Genomic DNA, 19,951 nt, shown 5'->3' with positions numbered 1-19,951 from the left:
TCCAATATCATTTTTTGATACTGTAAAACTATACGTTGCTGTTTTTGCACTCGCTATTCCTGAATTTCTCCAGGTCTTTCCGCCATCATTACTGTACTGCCACTGGTATGTAAGTCCGTTTCCACTCACACTCACATTTGCTGCACATTTATCTCCTACATTAGCTGTTATATTTTGTGGTTGTTTATTAATAACTAAAACATTATCGGCATAAACATTGTTAAATCCCATACATACACAAAAAAGCAAACAAAACGCTATAAAAATTTTTTTACATATTTTCTTCATAATTCTTTCTCCTAAAATTTATTCTTGTCTTATTAATTTAAAATATAAAAGTGTTCTTATCATGGATTTTTACAACATTAAAAAATTAACTAATCTCAATAAAATCTTTTTTTTCATAGAAATCTTCTATTACATTACAAATCGCATCTGAAATATTCTTATCAAATAAACAATTTGCCTTAGCTGTTTCAATTGTCCTCACAAATGCTAGTAACTCATATCTTATACCTTCACCATCTAATTGATAAAAGAACCTTTTATTTTCTTTTGGATTTTCATACCTAACTTCAAAATAATCCATCTTCCACCATGGTGCTGGAACATAAATATAACCTTTAGTTCCAGAAATAATTAGTTCTCCCTCAGATTTAACCCCCTTTCCTACTTTAACATTTGCAACAGCATTATCATATACAAAATAAATACTTGTAAACAAATCAAAACTATCATTCAACATCTTTGAAACCATTATTTTTTTCTTAAAAGCAGTTCCTAAAAGTTGAAACACTGGAAGCATCACGGTTGGCCCCCATGCATTTATGCTGTTCCAAGTATTATTTATATTATTTTTTTTAATTTCTTTAATTTCTAATTGACTAGTTGCAGTAACATCAATTGAAACAATTTCACCAATTATCCCTCCTTTAACCATCAGAAGCATTCTAGAATAGGCTGTAGAATAAGCAGTCTTAATTCCATCCATTAAAACACAGTTTTTTTTAGTTGCTAATCTATGTAAATATTCACTTTCATCACTTGTTAACGAAATTGGAGTCTCACATAAAACATGTTTTCCCATATTTAAAGCAATTTTAATCTGTTCAAAATGATTATTTGGTTTTGTAACCAAATAAACAGCATCTACACCATCCAATTGTTCTGCATAATCGAGGTCAAGATCAAATAGCACTGCTTCTAATCCATTTACATATTTGCTTTCGTTCAAAAACTTATTCGTAACTCTGTGCTCTCCCATTAAACCTAACACAATTTTATCTTTTTCATTTCTAATCTCGGTACTAGAAACTCCATCTGTCCTATCTAAATAAACAACCTCACAATATTCTTTAAGATAATCAAATTTACCTTTCCAATCAGATCCAACGGTAAAAATATTTATATCATATTTGATAATATCATCAATTTTTTGACCTTCGTATTCTTCAATTATAATTTCATCTGCAATACCTGTTGAACGCACTGCCTCAACACGTTCCATCAATGACTGCCTCACATTAATTTTTCCTCGTTTTTTGTCAAAATCATCTGCTGTCACTCCTACAATAAGATAATCGCCTAACGCTTTTGCTCTTTCGAGTAATTTTATGTGACCATAATGAAGCAAATCATATGTTCCATATGTAATTACTTTTACCATTATATCTTTAATCCTCCAAGTAATTTTCTATTTATCCAAGTCCAACAAAGCATCAATAAAAGTTTGCATGTACTGTTTTTCTCCTATAGAAACCCTTAAGCAATCACCAAAATCCCCAACACTCTGATATTTTTTTATTAAAATTTTCTTCTTATTTTTCATCTTGTCAACAATATCTTGTGCATTTGTCTTAGGCTCAATAAAAATGAAATTACCTGCCTCACCCTTATGTCTATATCCATTTTCATCTAACGTAGAAATCAAATATTTTCTTCCTTCATAAAACTTTTCAATTAAAGAATTCAACATTCCTGGAGTTGTAAGGATTCTTTCCGCAAAGAGCATTGCAAAAGCATTTGTATTATGTGGAGTGCAGAATTTCTGAACATATTTTATATCTTCTGGATTTCCGCATACATACCCTAATCTACACCCTGCCATTGAAAACAATTTAGAAAACGTGCGTGTAACTAATACTCTACGATTATTTAATGCATAATTAATAAAAGTTTTTGGATAAAAATAATGATATGCTTCATCAATCAATAAAGTAATCTGTTTATCTTGACATATTTTAAAAAGAAGTTCAAATTCCTCGTCAGAATAAACATTTCCCATAGGGTTATTCGGATTTAATAAAATCAATAATTGTGTTTCATCTGTTAATTCTTTAATTATATTATTGATATCCATCGTTAAATCTTCATTATATGGAACTTGTATAAAATTTCTTCCGTACATTTCAGAATACACCTGAAACATAAAATATGACGGAACAACACCAACAATTCTTCCATTAACAGATGTAAAAGCCTGAATCACATAACGTATTGCTTCAGCCGACCCATTTGTAATACATATGTTTGATATATCTCCTCCTATATGTTCTGCTAAAATCTTTGAAAAATGTAATGTTTCCGGATATTGTGAAATAAATTGAGGAGTAATATTTTTTAGCGTTTCATCTATAAATTTTTTCGGTAAACCACCTGGATTTTCATTTAAATCCAGTCTCAAATATTCTTTTCGCTCATTCTGATCAAAAATTCTCACTAAATCTTTAATATTCTCATCTAAATAATACATTATTATTTTCCTCCATGATAAAATTCAATCAATTGATTCTTGGTTTTTATTCCATATATTCCCGGAACACCAGTCTCACAAATCTCATCTGTATATGAACCATCCTTGTTAAAATAAGTATGTCCTGATATCTTCGCATAAAATTCCAACAACATATCAATAACAGGTGTATTTACTTGGACCATCTGAGCAATATCTTTAATTACGCAGACTCCAAATGGATAGTCTTCTATAAACATACGTGAATTCAAATCTGGTTTATTGCCAATAAGTGGCACTTTAACAACTTTAAAACTCTCAATACTCTTAAGTTTTTTAGTTAACTTTTCTGGCGTATCAGACTCATAGTAAATGGGCAATGGAACTACATCTCTCATATCTAGTGGAAATAAGGATCTACAAATATTTTGAAGCTCATTATCATAAGCAAATAGCAATTTTGACGTTTCGTCATCCCACTGCTCATAAAACTTAACTTTTCCATCATAACCAACATTTTCATCATATTTTTTAAATGCTCCATACAAACCTGAAACATGTATTAACGGATTTGATGGTGATAGCGTAATAGAAAGATATTCTTTTAAAGCAACCGTTTTTATATTTAGTAATCTCTGTATGTCTTTAACAACATCATCTACAGCTCCTAATGGAATTGTTGAAACAAATAAATTTTTCTTTTTAGAAAGAATATTAGCTACATTTCCTTCTGCTCTCGCAACATACGGTACTCTCTGTAACCCAAATATAATTACACCATTTTCTATTAATTTTTTACAGAAAAACTCTGCTCCTCCATAACCAGGCACAAACCCCAATTTTGTACCTGATTTAATAAAGCCACTATATTTCTCTATCATTTGTTTTCTCAAAAATGCTGGATATGTACAAAAAATATAATCAGCATCCTTCAAAACTTCTGCTTTATTAGAAACATAGAAATTTGTAGTTTGACTTCTAATATTTTCTTCAACATCATTCATAACTAAATTATCAAAATTTTTTTCAGTAAACAAAACAACTGAGTTATTCTTTTGTACTGCAATATACGATGCCATTGCAAGTCCTATATTTCCAGCACCTATAATTACAACTTTCATTTTTTCCTCTTTCTTTCATTACAAAATCTATTTTTTTATATCAAACATATCAAGTATTCTCTTACTTGAATTTCCGTCTTTATATGTATGATAATTATTCATAACAAATTTTCTATCATCTGAATATCTATCAATCCCTTTTCTAATTTCAATTATAGAATTATTTAATTCTTCAGCAGTATATACATGATATCCCGGCATATAATCTATAGCATTATGCGGAAATAATCCTCTTGATTTATCATATTGTTCGTAGTCATCTAAGGTATAAATTATCGGTCTATCCAACAACAAATAATCAATTGATATTGATGAATAATCACTTATTAAAGCATCAGCACATTTAATTAATTGATATAATTGTATATTATTACTTCTTAATTCCTCATCATTAATAAAAATAATATTATTAAATTTATTATGAAACACAGGCAATTCAAGTTGTAAATGATGGATTTTGAATACTAACAATACATTAATAGTGCTTAATAGACCATCTAACTTTTTTAACATATCCTTGTTTTCCAGAATAGGTAACCCCGTTTCACTTTTAATATAGTTTTCTGTAAGGGCTTGATTGGTACTTTGTCTAAATGTCGGCATCCAGAAAAATACTTTAGTATATTTATCAAACTTCCATATGTTATTAATATGATTTAATACAGAGCTATCCTCTCCAAAAAAATAATCTAATCTAGGATATCCTGTCACAATTGTATTTTTAATATCAGAATTCCAATATTTCGACAATCCTTCCGCTGAAACAGGTCCCGTTGCAGTCATATAATCAAATTTTGATTTACAATTTTCAAGTGAGCCGCCTTTAGAAGCTTTATATCCCCATCCATGAGATAAGTATATAAATATCTGATTATCTCTTTTTTTATAATTAGACATTATGTTACAATGATCATATATATACCAATGACATGTCCTAAGTCTAAATATTGTCTTAAATGAAACATAATTATATATGTTTTTCTGAACATAATTCACTTTTTTTTCTTCTTGAAAATTTTCCGGGTGTTCCACTAGCCAAGTAATTTTATATTTTTCTAAATAACCATTTTTTTTCATATAATTATATAAAGCATATGCATTATCACAGCAGTCTCCCTCTGATTCCAAAACAATACTATATTCATCTCTTTTAAATAATAAACAAAATGTAAACGCTAAAGTATTAATACACTTAATAAAGCAATACTTTATATAATTTACGCATCCAATAAAACCTTTTTTTCTAATTTTATTAATATAATGCATATAAACTCATCTCCTAATTATTTTTTTTATACAAACCTTTATATCTCTGAAATACAATACTAATAAAAAAATAAATAATCCATTTACTACGACGTACAATCTATAATTATCCAAGAATAACATAGATAAACTCTGCAAAACTAAGATAAAATATGTCAATATATCTCTTATTAAATTCACCTTAATTTTTATATATTTTCTTGACTGATAAAATCTAAACAACCAAACAACGAAATAACATACAGCAGTTGCAACAGCTGCACCTAAAGCACCATAAACTGGAGTAAAAATAAAATTTAATACTAAGTTTGTTACTGCTCCAAGAATTGTTGAAGTCGCAAATATTTTAGAATCTTTAACTGCAGAAAAAAAACCTCCTATATATCCTGACAAAGCTCCAAATAAAATAGCAATAGTAAGCCAAGGAACATACTTCCAAGCTATATAAAAATCCTTAGCATATAAAAAATGTGCTAAAGTTTTATCAAAAACTATTATTAATGAACAAATTATTGTCAGCATACAATTGTATGCTTTATATGTATTAGAAAAAAATCCATTTTTATCTTCTGGGTCAAAATCTTTTACTGCAGATAATGTCCATGCAGAATTAAAAATACTTTGGAAAATATTCAATATACTTGGTATTTTTCCAGCGACAGAGTAAATACCATTTTCTGCAAGCCCACAAAAGAAAATAACAACATATCTGTCTGATACATTATTAACCCACCAAGCAATACTATTAGCTATAAGCGGTCTGCTATACTTCAACATTTCTTTTTCTTGCGAAGAATATTTTTTTATTTTTATATGTCTATAAAAATCTGACCTTATGATTAAATACAAACATTGAATAAATGGACCAATAATATTTGCTAGAAAATATCCAACCAATTTCCACCTAAAAACTACTAAGAATAAAATATTACATGTAATTGTAATAATTGACGCTATTACACTTGAAACAGACAACTCAGCAATTCTATCTATTCCTCTAATATATGTCACAATTATTCCTGATAATGACTGGACAAAAAACATTAGAAAAAATAATACTCCATAATCACTAATTACATTACTTAATCCCCAAATACCATTAATAACAAGTCCAATCAAGACTATAAAATTACTTATTAACAGATATTTAAAACTTATCGTTACAATTGCATTTCTACTTGTTTTTTTATCTATAGCAAAACGTAATACAGCTTCTTGAATATTAAGGGTCAATACAGGAAGTATCACTCCAATTGATGCATTAAATAAATCGTATGTTCCATATTCGGTTGTAGTAAGAATATTTGTATATAAGGGTACAAGAAAAAAAGATAATAACTTAGTCGCAAAACTACTTAATGTAAGTAACCCTATATTTTTCAGTAAATACTTATAGCTATTCATTAAAAATCCTTCAAAAATTTAATTAAACACTTTATTTTTTACAAATAAAAATGTTCTTTTCAGACCCAGCTTTTCAAATTTAGCAACAACTCTAAAAGAAAAATTAAACATTCTCCCATACTTTTTCTCTTTTTCTATTTAAATAATTTTCCTTTACTTTGTAATTTTTGCTTGATAATCGACCATTTTCCTGTAGTAATCCATTCCCAATAATATGATCCTGTCATATAAATCTTACTCAAACGAATACCAATTTTTCCATCAATAGTATTTCTTATTTTTACGTTCCTAGCTCTTCTTCTTTTCATGCGTTCATCAAGCCATGATGCATCATACCAATGTATAGTATAACTATTCTCTGTAACATTCAATTTTCCTGTCTCATATTCCATGGGACAAAAATATTCTGATGGATATATCATAATATCCGCAATTTTTTGAATAGTATTACAATCCTCAAAACCATGTTCCTTCAAAATATTTGTTATACGATCCACAACTGTTTCGTAATTATTACTTCCATCACTATTCAAGAAATGAGACTTATGATAATTCTCCAAAATTTCTTTGTATAAGCCAAGACCAGGCTCTGCCCCAAGTCCTAAACCAGAATTACATTTATCAGCTCTTTCACATCCCATAAATGCACCATTCTTTATAATATCAGACATATCTTTTATCACTTCTACATCAGTATCAAAGTAAATTCCTCCATAAGTATATAAAATCCAAAAACGAGCATAGTCACTAACAAATGCCCATTTTTTTGCTTCATACGCTTCCTTAACATAGGTACAACAATTCAAATCAAAGTTACTTTCGTTCCATTCTTTTATTTTATAGTCGGGTAAATACATCTTCCATGATTCTATGCACTTTTGTGCTAATTCTGGCAAAGGATTCCCCCCAAACCAACAATAATGTATTATCTTAGGAATCATACTTTTTCTCCTTTTTTAAATTCACTACCATACTATTTTTATTAAGTCCCAAGAAAAGAAAAACAAAATTTTTTCCAATAAAGTACATAGTTCCTTCATACATAGACCAAATCATAAATACAATTATTATAATTCCCCAAACTACTTCTTCTTCCTTTTTTACTTCTTTTAATATTGTTTGAATTATATAAAAATAAGTTAAAAAGCCAACAATACCATACTCTAGAAGTATCATAACCTGACCATTATCTAAGGAATAATATTGGTACTGATTCCAAATACTAGTATCTATTGCCTTTCCAAATATCGTAATCGGATAAACCAATAAACTTCTATATGCAAGACCGATTCTGCCATTAAAAAAGCCATCATTAATGAGTCCCGATATAGCTGATGTTCCATTATCCCTAGCATAAATAAACATGCAAAAAATCAGTGCTCCCAAAATTGCCCAATATGCAAAAGGAAGAAATTTCAATATTATTTTCTTGATAATATTCATTTTTGACATTCCAATAAGAATGATTGCAAAAATCCCCAAAAAAAACGATGTTCTTCCTTTTGAAAGAACAAAAAGTAAAATCTCACACATCAACGAAACTATATAATGTCTAGTCTTTAACTTATCTTTATTCAAACATAAATAGAGCAGAATAATTGATGTTCCTTGTGCCGCCAACATATTAGGATGAGTAAAGCCTAGCGAAACTCCATCCGTAATATATGAACCCTTATTAATTTTCACCCCACCCATATCCAATACTCCTAACAAAGAGAAAATCACAATGATTCCAAACAGTATTGTCTCTTCTTTTAGTATCATTTTTAATATTATTTCCAGATAATTATTTGGCATAATAATTATCGCTAACACTGTCATCAATAAACCTGAAAATCCGCTAGATACATAACATAAAATACCTATTAAAACTAAAAAACTGTTTCTTATCAACTCTTTATTCGAATATTTTCTGATAACGATATATATTATTGCCACAAGTAACGCACTATATTGAATTACATCATGAAATAGACTATTATTAACATTCGGAATTGATGTTGCCTCTAACATATACATTGCAATCAATAAAAAAATAAATATTTTATATAATGATTCTATATTAAATTTCACTCTCAAAATATTCCTCCATATTTATTCAGCAATTTATATTATATTTCTTATTTTCAATACCAAAATAATTAAATTGAATAATCTTGCCTTTAAAAGTTTTAATAATATATAATGATCAATTTGCAATTTTTCTTTTACATCTAAAAGATACTTCAAATTATCCTCTAACATAGAATCATCTCGTATTTTTTTTAAATACTGCCTTTGTTCATTAATTGATTTCCATTTATTATACCGTGACTGTGTAATTGCCCTTCCAGATGTTTGCAATACTTTTATTGCAAACAGTTCATCAAAATCATCCAAATCCCATTTGTTCTTTTCTATCTCTATCTGATCAAATATACTTTTGAATGTAAAATAGTAATTGCTATCAAACTTAGCAGTCATTCCAGAACCACATCTATAGTCATATAATGGTTTATTTAAATAAACAAATGTATTCGCATTAGAATAAAATTCCAACGATTGTAATGTATCTTCCCCTGTACTCAATCTACCATATTCACTATAATCTTGCTTTATATCAATACAAATTCGTTTAACTATTTTCCCACACATACTAACCACACTATGTCCCATTAAATATTCACGAAGGACTTTTTCCTTTGATATCAAGCAATCTTTCTTATCCGAAAAAATATTCTCATATGCTATAGTTTTATTCTTTCCATCATAGCTATAATGATTAAAAATAATTACATCTGGATTTTCATATTTATTTATTATTCCTTGTACAGAAGTAAGCATACCTTCCTCTAATAAATCATCTGAGTCACAATTAACAATAAACTCACCTGATGCCCTTTGAAATCCATATCGTCTTGTGGCTAACAGCCCCTGGTTTTCTTTATGAAAAACCTTAACCAATGTTGGAAATTTAATCATATATTCATCGCATATTTTACCGCTATTATCTGTAGAGCCATCATCTATTAATAGTATTTCACAGTCATTATTAATAGAATCTACTTGTTGTAATATAGACTGCATGCATTCATCCAAATATTTTTCTACATTATATACAGGAATCACTATACTGAATAACATATAACTTCACCTAAAATCTTTCTCTTTTAATCATAAAGGCCCAAATTAAAGATATATTCATCTAAATATTTTCCGCCATTCAATGCATAGCTAAATTTAGAACCTTGTGTTATTGAACTTATTAAATACTTACACTTAGAAAGCAAAATCATCTTTACCAAATATCTTTGCCCACGTAATTTTTTGTTATCCTCCAACACATTTGATTTACTAAGGACATCCTTTCCATCATAATTGTATATGAACGAATCATATGAAACCGTCCTTATAGATTTTCCAAATTTACTTACTAATGAATCATAGATTTCTCCATCTTCAGTAACTAAAAAAATCGGTGCATTATATTTATTAACAAACTTAATTATCTGTTCTTCCACCTGCCTAACGTTTGGTTGAATATACTCACCCGAAGGTTTCAGCCTAACATAGTCAGTCCCTCTAACATATACTCCTATACATTTATCAACATCTATGTTTTGTGCCTCAGCTTCAACAGCCTTTAAAACATCATTACTAAATCTAAGATTATTAAATAAAAGATCATAACTCTTTTTTTCAATTTCTTTGTTAAAGAAAATATCTTTTTCAAATAATCCTAATGGATTAATATTATTAAATGTCCATCCTGACAAATAAACATTCTTGCACGAATAAACCTCTTCTTCAGTAATCTCTGATGGTTGCATAAAAAAATATTCCCACACATTATCTGTCCCATTGTAATATTGAGTTATATAATTTTTCCAATCTACATATGGGATATAACCTTTTTGTTTTGCATAATCTATATATATCACCTGTTTATGAATTAAAGAAAGTAAACCCTCCACTCCATCCTGGTAATCAGGTTTTATTAAATATATAATTTTATTCTCATTATATTCTCCAAAACTCTTTTTCTTTTGTAGGACATCCCTTCTAGCTATACAATAATATAAATATTTAAGTTTATATCCCCAAAATCTATGTTTACGTTGAAATTTTAATCCATTCGGCATAATCTAATTTCTTCCATTTTTCTTTTTTATACTTAAACAACATTTTAATTTCTAAATTATTACCAGTTATATGATTAACTACTAAAAAGCAATATTTCTATACTCCTCTCTATAATTAAAGAATATAGTGAATTATGTCCTCTAATTCAGAACAAAACTTCTCATTATTACCACTCATCCCATGTCCCATTCCTGTAGCAATCTGGTCGTAATCCATAATAATCTCTTCTAATTTTCCAATATCTTCCACCGGAATAATTGTTCCCATTCTCTCAGCAACATTTCTCGCAAATTCTACTTGATGATCATTCACATGCTCATCAAACTTATGCTGTCTCGGAACCACAATTGGCACCTTTCCAATCTGAAGTGGCATAATAAAACTAGCCGGTCCACCATGTGTGATTACAATTCTTGCATCCTCAACATTTTTTATCATCTGCTGATAAGGAATGAGCTTACTCCACTCACAATACTTAGGTTCATAAGTACTGAAGCCTGTCTGCATAATTACATCTTCCTGAATTACACCATCTCTTTTTAGTTCATCTACTTTCTTAATCAGCCTGTTAAAAGGCTGCTCATGAGTTCCAACTGTTACAAAAATCATTATTCTTTCCTCTAAAAGATACTTCCCAAGTTAATAGCTTTCGGATAAACTTGTTTTTGTTCTTCCCACTGCACAATAAACTTATCAACTATTGGATATACCATTTTTCCAGTCATTGTTGGTTTATCTATACGGTCAAACACTTCTATATAAACCAGTTTCGCTCCGAATAATTTCCCTAAGTAGAAAAATGGAACAGCCACAGCCGCACCGCTTGAGATAATTACATCCGGTCGTTCTTTTCTTAAGACCTTCCAAGCTATTTTTGTATTTTTGATTAATGCCTTCAAACTTCTATTTGTCGGATAATAGCACGGATACATCTTCTCACCTTCAAGAATGCTACGTGCATCTTCTTTGTCAAAAGTTACCCAAAATCTGTCTTTATCTTTCCAAAATGGCTTGAGCATATATAGATGTGTAAGATGTCCTCCTGATGAACCCACAAGACATATTTTCATTTTTTCCTTATTAGCTTTTCTTTTCATCTTTATACTGCTCCCTCATTCTTCATCACTCTTATAATAGTATGAAAAATAATCTTAATATCCCCCTTCACACTCCACTCCCCAATATACTGGGTATCCAATCTCACAACTTCCTCAAAGTCCGTGATATTGCTCCTGCCACTCACCTGCCACAGCCCGGTCAGTCCCGGTCTGAATGACATTCTGGCTCTGTGGTGTGGTTCATATTTTTCCCACTCATCGAGTGTTGGTGGTCGTGTTCCTACCAGACTCATATCTCCTTTGAGGATGTTCCAAAACTGCGGCAGCTCATCTATTGATGTCTTCCTGATAAACTGTCCTATGCCGGTTTTCTTTGTTCCATCCGGCAGTATCTTGTTGCCTATGATTCTCGGGTCAAAGTCCATCTTGAACATCATTCCGTCGCTCACCTTGTTTTGTGCCATGAGCTCCTTCTTTCGCTCCTCGGCATCCATGTACATGCTTCTGAATTTGTACATCTTGAACTTTCTGCCGTTTCTGCCGATTCGATCCTGTGCGAAGAAAATCGGTCCCGGTGATGCTATATAGATTGCCGGTCCCACAAATATCGTCATTATCAAGGTGATGATGCATCCGACCAGTCCTCCGAGTATGTCCATGCCTCTTTTTGCAAGAAGCTGTGTGGTGCTCGCATAGTTCATACTGGCTGTGATGACTGTGTAGTCACCGATTTTTTCTATCTGATTAAAGCTGCCTGCCATGACCTTGTTTTTGGTGATGCCTCTGTGAACAGCTATTCCCATCTCAAGAAATATGTCTGCCATTTCATAGGGATATTCGCTCTCCGCACATGGTGGGATAAGCACCTCGTCCACCCATTCCTCACAGGCGTAGTCCACTATCCCGTCGTGGTTTGCAACGATTGGTATTTCACATATTGTTTTGCCCTTCAGGTCGGCATTTGTTGCCGCTGCCACTATCTGTGTGTATCCAAAGCTATTATCCTTTAGTCCCTGAAGTGTCTCCTCAAGGATTTTTTCCGGTGCTATAACAAAGAGTGATTTTTTTGATGAAGCAAAGCTTCTTTTTTTGATAATTTTCTTTAACACCACTCTGCCAGAGTACGACACAAGAATATATATTGGAATCATGATGTAGTAAGACATTCGCGAATATATCTCGCCCATCTGTGTGGTAAACAGGAAGAAGGTTGTTATTATTTCTACAAGTGCCACATGCTTACATGCAGCTATGAGCTCATCAAGATAGCCGCGCTTCAATACATTTTTGAAGGCATCGGATACTATTTCCACGAAGAAATCTATGAGCAGAAATGCTGCTGCCAGTATTTTGTAATCTTTGTCCACATATGGATTGCCTACTCCAAAGCGCCATATATATGAGACTATGAATGCTATCTGCATGCACAGGACATCTAAGAGCATAAAATCTATATGCTTTGTCCAGCCTCTTCCTTTCTTTCTGTACATTTTTTCTGTGTCTCCCTGTATTTCTTGATTACCCTATTTCCAGTTCATCCCTATACTGTCAAGCCTTGCTATGCGCTCTGTGTCGAGCACCATGCCGCTGGCCTTCGGGTTTTTTCTTTTGCATCTGATATTTGATATCCAGCGTCCCAGCTTCACTCCGTCTGTGGAGTATGATACCGGTACGTCCAGATTGCCGTTTTTCTCGTAATATGTTTTTGCAAGCTCAAACTTTCTGTTCCACTGTATGGCGGTCTTGCTTTCTGACCTATAGCCTATGCTCTGCAGGCGCTTTAGCTGCTCGTCTGTCATTGAGCGGCTATTGGTCTGGTTGGACAGCCACCGTCCAAGCGGTATGCCGTCCGCTGTGACATACTTTGCAGGTACTTCGAGGTTACCATGCTCCTTGTAGTAGGCCTTGGCTGCGCTGTAGTACTCTTCCCACTTCTGCTTGTTGTGGTCCCATATCATGCCAAGCTTCTCTAAAGCTTTTCTCTGCTCATCGGTGAGCGCCTGCTCTATGCCATACTTTTTTACCTTGAAGCGCATGTTGTTAATCCATGAGCCGAGCCTAAAGCCTGTAGGTGATACGTATTTGGCCTTTATATCCAGATCGCCGTAGGTATTGCGGTAGCTTTTAAGCTCCTCAAGTACCTCCTGCCAGCTTGAGTCAGTGACATCCCATATCATGCCTATGTCGTTTAGCTTTTGTATCTTTTCCCAGGTGAGGTTTCCGGATATGTTGCCTGACTTCACACGCCTCTGGGTGTTTATCCATGCTCCCAGTGTGAGGCCTGCCTCAGTGACATAGCTCTTTGGTATCTTGAGATTTCCATTTTCCTCATACCACTGCTTTGCTGCCTCATAGTATGTGTCCCAGGCACTTCCCAGATTTTCCTGCAGGCGCATGAATATCTCCCTGCTGTCCTTTGTCTCGTCTATGATGCGGAATCTGTCGTCAAAGTGCTCTCTTGGCGAATGAGTGTCCGGATACAGTAAAAATGCTTCCTGCATCTCGTTTTTCAGACAGTCTATGCAGTAGAGGCTGTCGAAGTTGTTGACCAGGTCAAAGATGATTGGCTGGTTTTTGCTTCCTGCTGACAGGGCTCTGCCTATCTGCTGCAGATAGATGATTGGTGACACCGTAGGGCGAAGCAGTATTACTCCGTCCACATCGTCCACATGTATGCCCTCATTTAGCATATCTATGCAGTAGAGGAGCTTTAGGTGGCTTCCTGTGTCCTTTTTGAATTCGGCAAAGGCTTTGCTGGTCGACGCATCGTTGTAGTACGCTGTGTATATGTGTGGCTTTTTGTCCACCTTGCTAAACCAGTCGGCAGCCTGCTCCTTCATCTCATCCATGTGCTCTCTGCCTGAGCAGAATACTATGTATTTGCCATCTGTCTTTGTCATCTGTCTGGCAAAGACCTCTGTGAGACCGTCTGCCTGCTCGAGTGCACGCTTTAGCTGCTCTAGGAGCTTTTCGTTTTCCGATACAAGTCCAGGATTTGATAAGCCTTCGATTCGCTTTTTCAGCTGTTCGAGCTCTTTCTTGTATGAATACATGGCTATGACATATTTGGGCTCCGGAAGTATTTCCCTCACGATTGCTTCTCCGAGCGTCATCTCTGAGGCTATGTTGCCCTCAAAGAGCTCCTCTGCCATATTGCGCTGGTTGTCCAGATAACGTATGTTTGTCGCTGAGAGCCCCAGGCGCTTTGCCTTCGGATATGCTTCCAGAAGCTTTTTTACACTCTTGCCCCACTCTGCGGCTCCACAGCGGTGGAACTCATCGAGTATGATATAGTCAGGGCGCAGGGTGTCTATGCTGTCCTCATGCTTCATGAGCCTGCTGTATGACATGTATTCTATGTTTGAGAACTGTGTGTCTATGTTCTCAAGCTGTGTCTTGTAGATGTACTCACTTGGCGATAGCCATAGAAAGTGATTGTGCGGATGCTGCTCCACGAGCTTGAAGGCAATCATTGACTTGCCTGTGCCGGTCGGATGTATGACGGCTGCCATCTGCTTTTCCTCCAGCATGGTTTCGACTGCTCTGTATGCATCTTCGTTGTGCTTGTAAAGATGTATGCTCATTTGCTGCCTCCGGGTGAAACACTACATTAAAAGGGAGGTTGGATTTCGCAGATTATTACAATCTGCGAATTCCAACCTCCCCTATGTATAAAATAAGCATTTTTATATAAATATGACCATTTTTATGACCACTTATGGGATAACTATAGAATTGATTGCGGAGCGCTTGGTCTCCAGATTTGGATGCACATAGCGGTTCAATGTAATATTCACATTGGAATGTCCTAGAATCTCACTTACACTCTTAGCGTCGGCACCGTTGCTGATACAGTTTGTGGCAAAGGTATGGCGCAGAGCATGAAAGTGAGTATCACCGATACCTGCCTCTCTTAAATAGATATGAAATTTATTCTGATAAGTACGGGGATCCATAGGCTGATTTTTCTTTAGAAAATAAGAGTCACTTCTCATTGAAGTGTTATAATAATCTGACAGCTTGTCATATATAAAGTTCGGGATAGGAATCTCACGAAGTGAATTTGAAGTCTTGGGTGAATCTATATATAAAGAAGTCTTTCTTGTGGCAGTGTGGTTATTTTGCAATGAACCGGATGTGTTTACTGTGTCTACCGGAAGCCTCTGCACTGTGCGATTGACATGCAGAGTGCGACCAATCATGTCGATATCTTCCCATTTCAGGGCACAAATTTCCCCCAAACGAAGCCCCATAAAAAGGCACAATAAAATACCGAGCTTATAGATATCAAGCTCGGTAAGAAGATACTTGGTTAGCTTTTGCTGGTCTGTTGTATTGATTGTATTTATGCTGTTTGAGGATGTGACGGATGAACTCCTTACCCGGTACGACAGATGGATTTCCCCGATGCCATATGTGGCAGCTCCATATGCAAGGATAGAATTGAATATACAAAATATGCTCTTTATAACGCTCTCACCGGCTGTTTCAGGCAGTACCTTGAGTATTTCATTCTGATTTAACTCGTCTATGATACGTTCTCCCCAGTTCGGTTTGATGTATTTATTGTATATAGTAGAATACTTTTGAATGGTGGAGAGTTTCCGGCTGGCTGCTATGCTTTCAAGCCATTTCTCAGCGACTTCTTTTACGGTGATAGTGGACTGCTTTGGGGCTGCCGTTTGATTAAGTGAAGCTGCTTTTGCTGTAAGCAGCCTTTCTGTCACTTCCTTATAGCTGTGGCCGTATACCGATTTGCACTTTTTACTGCCGGCTGTGTCTACTATGTAGTAGCGGCCCTCCCAGCGTCCGTCGGCTCTCTTTCTGATGTTGGTTCCTCTTCTTGACATGTCTGTTTCCTCCTTAAAATATATATGTATATATATAATTTATAGGAAGAAGAATATTAACTCCATATAATATCTTCTGTTTTATTTCTGACCACAATTTTGACCACCTAAAACTAAAAAATATATAAAATACATCCCAATAATCCCTTAAAAATGTAAAAAGATACAAAAAAAGATACAGCAGTTGACATAAATTGACTAAAGTTTTATTATATATCTAGTGTTTTTTAACAGAGGTGAAGTTCGCAGATTGTAATAATCTGCGAATTTTTTATTACATTCTTTCTGATTAGGCAATAGCAAAAAACACCTCCATTGCACTGCAATAGAGGTGTTTTCTTGCATCTTTACTCTTCAATCATCGAAAGACGTTCCTTAGCAATCTTAATGTCTTCATCTGATGAATTAAGCATTTGTTTTGCTGCAGCTACAGTACCATCATTTTTGAAGAAGGTCACCAATGTAGAAATTCGCTCTTCTCTACGTCCTTGTTCGATTCCTTGTTCGATTCCTCGTTCTTTAATTCCTTGACTTAGATTACACATAGATTTCAACAACTCCTTTCTGTCACCTTCCATTTTGATATCAAACTCATTCTCCAGCATATCATTTTTTTCCTCAGCACTTAGTTCTGGCAGAAATAATTATATAATAATAACTCTATCCAATGCAATAGCCCAAATGTCATTAAAAAAGAGAGCGGGCCGGCGAATGGGAAGTTCGCCGGCCCAGATTTACACTAGGAGCAAAGTTTATACTTTGCGGAGATAAAATATATTTTTTTCGTGGCCATTCCTGTTGTCGCGGCCACGCTATAGTCTGATTTGCTTATACCGCTGCAAGCTTCTTTCCAAGCTCCTCGCAGGCTGTCTTTGCATCATCGTCCGGCGCATCCTGGCAGATAACACCCTCACCGCCTACTACTGTGGCTCCGGCTGCTGTCATTCGCTCTACCCAGTCGCGCATCCACTCGCCATCGCCCCATCCGTATGAACCGAACAGACCGATTGTCTTGCCTGCCACACTGCCCTCGAGCTCTGTGACAAATGGCTCCATCTCGCCCTCCTCGAGTACCTCTGCACCCATTGCAGGGCATCCGAGTGCGAATGCTGTCTCTGATTTAAGCTCATCTATTGAAGCACTGCTTACGAATACGATTTCTGCTTCCTTTCCGGCGTCTGTGACACCCTTTGCCACTGCCTCTGCCATTGCTGCTGTATTGCCTGACTGTGACCAATAAACTACACTGATTTTGCTCATTTTGATTCCTCCTATACCGCTATCTGCTGCGGTTCTTCTTTATATATTTCCAGTATCAGCCTCATATCTATATCTTCGGCCAATAGCTGTATGACACTTTCCTTCGCCTTTTCAAAATCCTCAAACATCTTCTTTTTGAGTGGTACGTTGCGGTATACCTTCCAGTACCCTGAATACAGGCAGCTGCATCCATTGTGCTCTATAAAGCCTCTCACATCCTCTATCGGATATCCAAGCAATAGTCCCATCTCATGCGGAAACTGCTTGTGTTCATCATTCAGATACGCTTCATAGCGTTTTTTGAATCTAAGTAATATCTTGCCGAATGAAAAATCCTCATATCCCGCTTTCTTTAGTATGTCCAAAGCGGCTGAATTATTCAGATATGCTTCTAAGCGGCTCCTGCGGAATAAGAGGAAGGCGGTTTTCTCATTCCTTGCTGCGAGTCTGAAATGCGATATACCGGAAGCTCTCAGAATCACTCTCATGGCGCTCTCATCAGCGCTGTCAATCATGAGCATATTTGAGATTCTCGCTCCTGTAATTAGTGGGGCACACTGGAGGGCAAGCTGCATTTCCACGCTCTTTAAATTCATGCTCATAGCAATCTGAAAAACTTCCTGACACATTTGGGCTCCTTTCATGTTAGTTGTCTCTAACCTGAGTTAACTATATCTTACTTGTACCTATATGTCAAGAGTTTTTTTATATTTTGGGGTATAAAAAAACACACTAAGATTTTTTATTTCTTAGTGTGCCTCTATATTTATAATAATTTTAAATATTCGCTTGGTAGCACTGCTTCTATCTCTGATGATGTGAAATCTGCAATATTTCTTGTTACAATATAATCTACTCCGCATCTCTTTGCACATTCCATTTGTAGGCAATCTTCAAAATCACTAAATTTTTCATTTGAAAGAGCTAATATCAGCTTGGATTTATCTATCCCTTCAACTTCAAATATAGTACATAAATTGGACAATATTTCTCTACGCTCTTTTATCGTAAAGTCCTTCCTTAATATAAAAAACATATTCGAAATAGAATGTGCTGCAATATAACCTTTAACACTCCCATCAATACATGAAAAAATAACTCTCATTGCATCATCAAAAAATGGTTCTCTTTCAAGAATATAATCAATTAATACATTTGTATCAATCAAAATTTTATTTACCATACTTTTCTTCCCTATAAGTTGCTAATTCAGCAGCATCATCAACAACGGTTCCTTTTTTTCGCAATTTTTCAAGTCTTGCAAATGCAGCCTTCTTTTCCCTATTTGAATCATCATATAATCCATTTACACCCTGCATAATCTGTATCACAAATGATAATTTATCTTCCGGTATTTTTTCAAGTTCCATTATGGCGCTCTGTCTAAGTGCTGTCATTATATATCCCCTCTTTCCAATTAATTAATCGATTATATCTTTTTTATAGTATAGCGGATTTTTCTAAAAAATGCAATTACTGTAACATAATACTCAAAAACGCCCCACCAGCAATAGGTGGGGCGAAATATTATTCACCATAAACAGTATATAAAACCAGGCTTATGATACCTGCACTCTATACATATTTTTGCGGTCAATCGCTCCAATCTCTTCGAGCGTATTGATCATCCGATACACCGTAGCAGTCCCGATAGAGTGGTCTATCTTCGATGCCCGGTAATAAATCTCTTTACAGCTTCCGCACTCGCCCTCGAGGATTACATCAAGCAAAATAAGTCTCTGCTTTGTAATCCTGCACCCGCTGTCCTTTAGCTTGCCAACGATTACCTCTTTTTGCTCTATTGCTTCTTTCGACATACATCCTCCGATCGTTACCAATGCCGGCAGATGCCGCTTAAACACCCCGCCGGGGATTAATGACAGCCCTTGCAATGGCTGCAGTCCATTCCACACTGCAGGCTCTTGCCTGCTTTCTTTGATTTGATTATTGTCCTGATTACAAGTGCAACTATCACTACGAGAATTGCAATTACAATGATATCAGCCAGCATGTCATCATCTCCTATTCACTACAAATGCTACTAAATATGCTACTGCATTATTTCTTTTCTTTGAAAAATCCTATTATTATCTTTACGGCAAGCCCCAGCAGGCATAGAAGAACTATGACTGCTATGAG

Annotated in this window: 21 protein-coding genes and 1 pseudogene; all 22 read right to left on the bottom strand. The window is 34.6% G+C overall.

The features are described 5' to 3' along the window. A partial coding sequence (locus ACW6PM_RS11390; RefSeq protein ID WP_456057232.1) for a multicopper oxidase domain-containing protein occupies positions 1-288 on the bottom strand: 288 nt, incomplete at its 3' end. Positions 289-373: 85 nt separating this feature from the next. After that, positions 374-1,666 (bottom strand): adenylyltransferase/cytidyltransferase family protein, encoded by a 1,293-nt coding sequence (locus ACW6PM_RS11385; protein ID WP_448754880.1) that lies wholly within the window; start codon positions 1,664-1,666, stop codon positions 374-376. A 27-nt stretch (positions 1,667-1,693) separates the two neighbouring features. Then, positions 1,694-2,752 carry a pyridoxal phosphate-dependent aminotransferase gene (locus ACW6PM_RS11380; protein ID WP_448754881.1) on the bottom strand — a complete coding sequence of 353 codons (1,059 nt, stop codon included), beginning with the start codon at positions 2,750-2,752 and terminating at the stop codon, positions 1,694-1,696. 2 nt (positions 2,753-2,754) lie between these two features. Continuing rightward, the gene (locus ACW6PM_RS11375) at positions 2,755-3,852 is read right to left on the bottom strand and encodes an NAD/NADP octopine/nopaline dehydrogenase family protein (protein WP_448754882.1); all 1,098 of its coding nucleotides are present in this window, start codon (positions 3,850-3,852) and stop codon (positions 2,755-2,757) included. 27 nt (positions 3,853-3,879) lie between these two features. Continuing rightward, positions 3,880-5,118, bottom strand: a complete 1,239-nt coding sequence (locus tag ACW6PM_RS11370) for a CDP-glycerol glycerophosphotransferase family protein (protein WP_448754883.1) — start codon at positions 5,116-5,118, stop codon at positions 3,880-3,882. A 6-nt stretch (positions 5,119-5,124) separates the two neighbouring features. After that, positions 5,125-6,522, bottom strand: coding sequence for an oligosaccharide flippase family protein (locus ACW6PM_RS11365; protein WP_456057231.1), 1,398 nt, complete (start codon positions 6,520-6,522; stop codon positions 5,125-5,127). A 134-nt stretch (positions 6,523-6,656) separates the two neighbouring features. Beyond that, complete coding sequence (locus tag ACW6PM_RS11360; RefSeq protein ID WP_448754885.1) at positions 6,657-7,463, bottom strand: glycosyltransferase family 32 protein; 807 nt, start codon at positions 7,461-7,463, stop codon at positions 6,657-6,659. Beyond that, positions 7,453-8,601 carry a hypothetical protein gene (locus ACW6PM_RS11355; RefSeq protein WP_456057230.1) on the bottom strand — a complete coding sequence of 383 codons (1,149 nt, stop codon included), beginning with the start codon at positions 8,599-8,601 and terminating at the stop codon, positions 7,453-7,455. Before ACW6PM_RS11355 ends, ACW6PM_RS11360 begins: the two co-directional genes overlap by 11 nt. Positions 8,602-8,628: 27 nt before the next feature. Beyond that, entirely contained in the window at positions 8,629-9,645 is a 1,017-nt protein-coding gene (locus tag ACW6PM_RS11350) for a glycosyltransferase family 2 protein (RefSeq protein WP_448754887.1), read from the bottom strand. Between the two features lie 26 nt (positions 9,646-9,671). After that, positions 9,672-10,643, bottom strand: coding sequence for a hypothetical protein (locus tag ACW6PM_RS11345; protein ID WP_448754888.1), 972 nt, complete (start codon positions 10,641-10,643; stop codon positions 9,672-9,674). Positions 10,644-10,758: 115 nt separating this feature from the next. Continuing rightward, on the bottom strand, positions 10,759-11,253 hold the full coding sequence (locus ACW6PM_RS11340) for a glycosyltransferase (RefSeq protein WP_456057229.1): 495 nt from the start codon (positions 11,251-11,253) through the stop codon (positions 10,759-10,761). Between the two features lie 11 nt (positions 11,254-11,264). Next, complete coding sequence (gene pssD, locus ACW6PM_RS11335; protein ID WP_117997787.1) at positions 11,265-11,714, bottom strand: PssD/Cps14F family polysaccharide biosynthesis glycosyltransferase; 450 nt, start codon at positions 11,712-11,714, stop codon at positions 11,265-11,267. 29 nt (positions 11,715-11,743) lie between these two features. Then, on the bottom strand, positions 11,744-13,192 hold the full coding sequence (locus ACW6PM_RS11330; RefSeq protein ID WP_456057228.1) for a sugar transferase: 1,449 nt from the start codon (positions 13,190-13,192) through the stop codon (positions 11,744-11,746). 33 nt (positions 13,193-13,225) lie between these two features. Continuing rightward, positions 13,226-15,286, bottom strand: a complete 2,061-nt coding sequence (locus ACW6PM_RS11325; RefSeq protein WP_456057227.1) for a Helicase associated domain protein — start codon at positions 15,284-15,286, stop codon at positions 13,226-13,228. 132 nt (positions 15,287-15,418) lie between these two features. After that, positions 15,419-16,552, bottom strand: a complete 1,134-nt coding sequence (locus ACW6PM_RS11320; RefSeq protein WP_456057226.1) for a tyrosine-type recombinase/integrase — start codon at positions 16,550-16,552, stop codon at positions 15,419-15,421. A gap of 347 nt (positions 16,553-16,899) precedes the next feature. After that, on the bottom strand, positions 16,900-17,157 hold the full coding sequence (locus tag ACW6PM_RS11315; RefSeq protein ID WP_456057225.1) for a hypothetical protein: 258 nt from the start codon (positions 17,155-17,157) through the stop codon (positions 16,900-16,902). A 223-nt stretch (positions 17,158-17,380) separates the two neighbouring features. After that, on the bottom strand, positions 17,381-17,812 hold the full coding sequence (locus ACW6PM_RS11310) for a flavodoxin (protein ID WP_308669134.1): 432 nt from the start codon (positions 17,810-17,812) through the stop codon (positions 17,381-17,383). Between the two features lie 11 nt (positions 17,813-17,823). Further along, positions 17,824-18,441, bottom strand: a complete 618-nt coding sequence (locus tag ACW6PM_RS11305; protein WP_456057224.1) for a DUF3793 family protein — start codon at positions 18,439-18,441, stop codon at positions 17,824-17,826. A 137-nt stretch (positions 18,442-18,578) separates the two neighbouring features. After that, positions 18,579-18,995, bottom strand: coding sequence for a type II toxin-antitoxin system VapC family toxin (locus ACW6PM_RS11300; protein WP_308500127.1), 417 nt, complete (start codon positions 18,993-18,995; stop codon positions 18,579-18,581). Beyond that, positions 18,985-19,209 carry a UDP-N-acetylenolpyruvoylglucosamine reductase gene (locus ACW6PM_RS11295; protein ID WP_306791468.1) on the bottom strand — a complete coding sequence of 75 codons (225 nt, stop codon included), beginning with the start codon at positions 19,207-19,209 and terminating at the stop codon, positions 18,985-18,987. Before ACW6PM_RS11295 ends, ACW6PM_RS11300 begins: the two co-directional genes overlap by 11 nt. Positions 19,210-19,383: 174 nt before the next feature. Continuing rightward, positions 19,384-19,629 (bottom strand): annotated as a pseudogene (locus ACW6PM_RS11290) (transcriptional repressor); the annotation flags it as partial. A gap of 56 nt (positions 19,630-19,685) precedes the next feature. Further along, the gene (locus ACW6PM_RS11285) at positions 19,686-19,823 is read right to left on the bottom strand and encodes a FeoB-associated Cys-rich membrane protein (protein ID WP_012742427.1); all 138 of its coding nucleotides are present in this window, start codon (positions 19,821-19,823) and stop codon (positions 19,686-19,688) included. Positions 19,824-19,951: the final 128 nt, after the last annotated feature.

Source organism: Agathobacter sp. (genome assembly GCF_977054825.1).
Note: the sequence above shows the minus strand (reverse complement) of the source record. Positions and strands in the feature narration are given on the sequence as shown.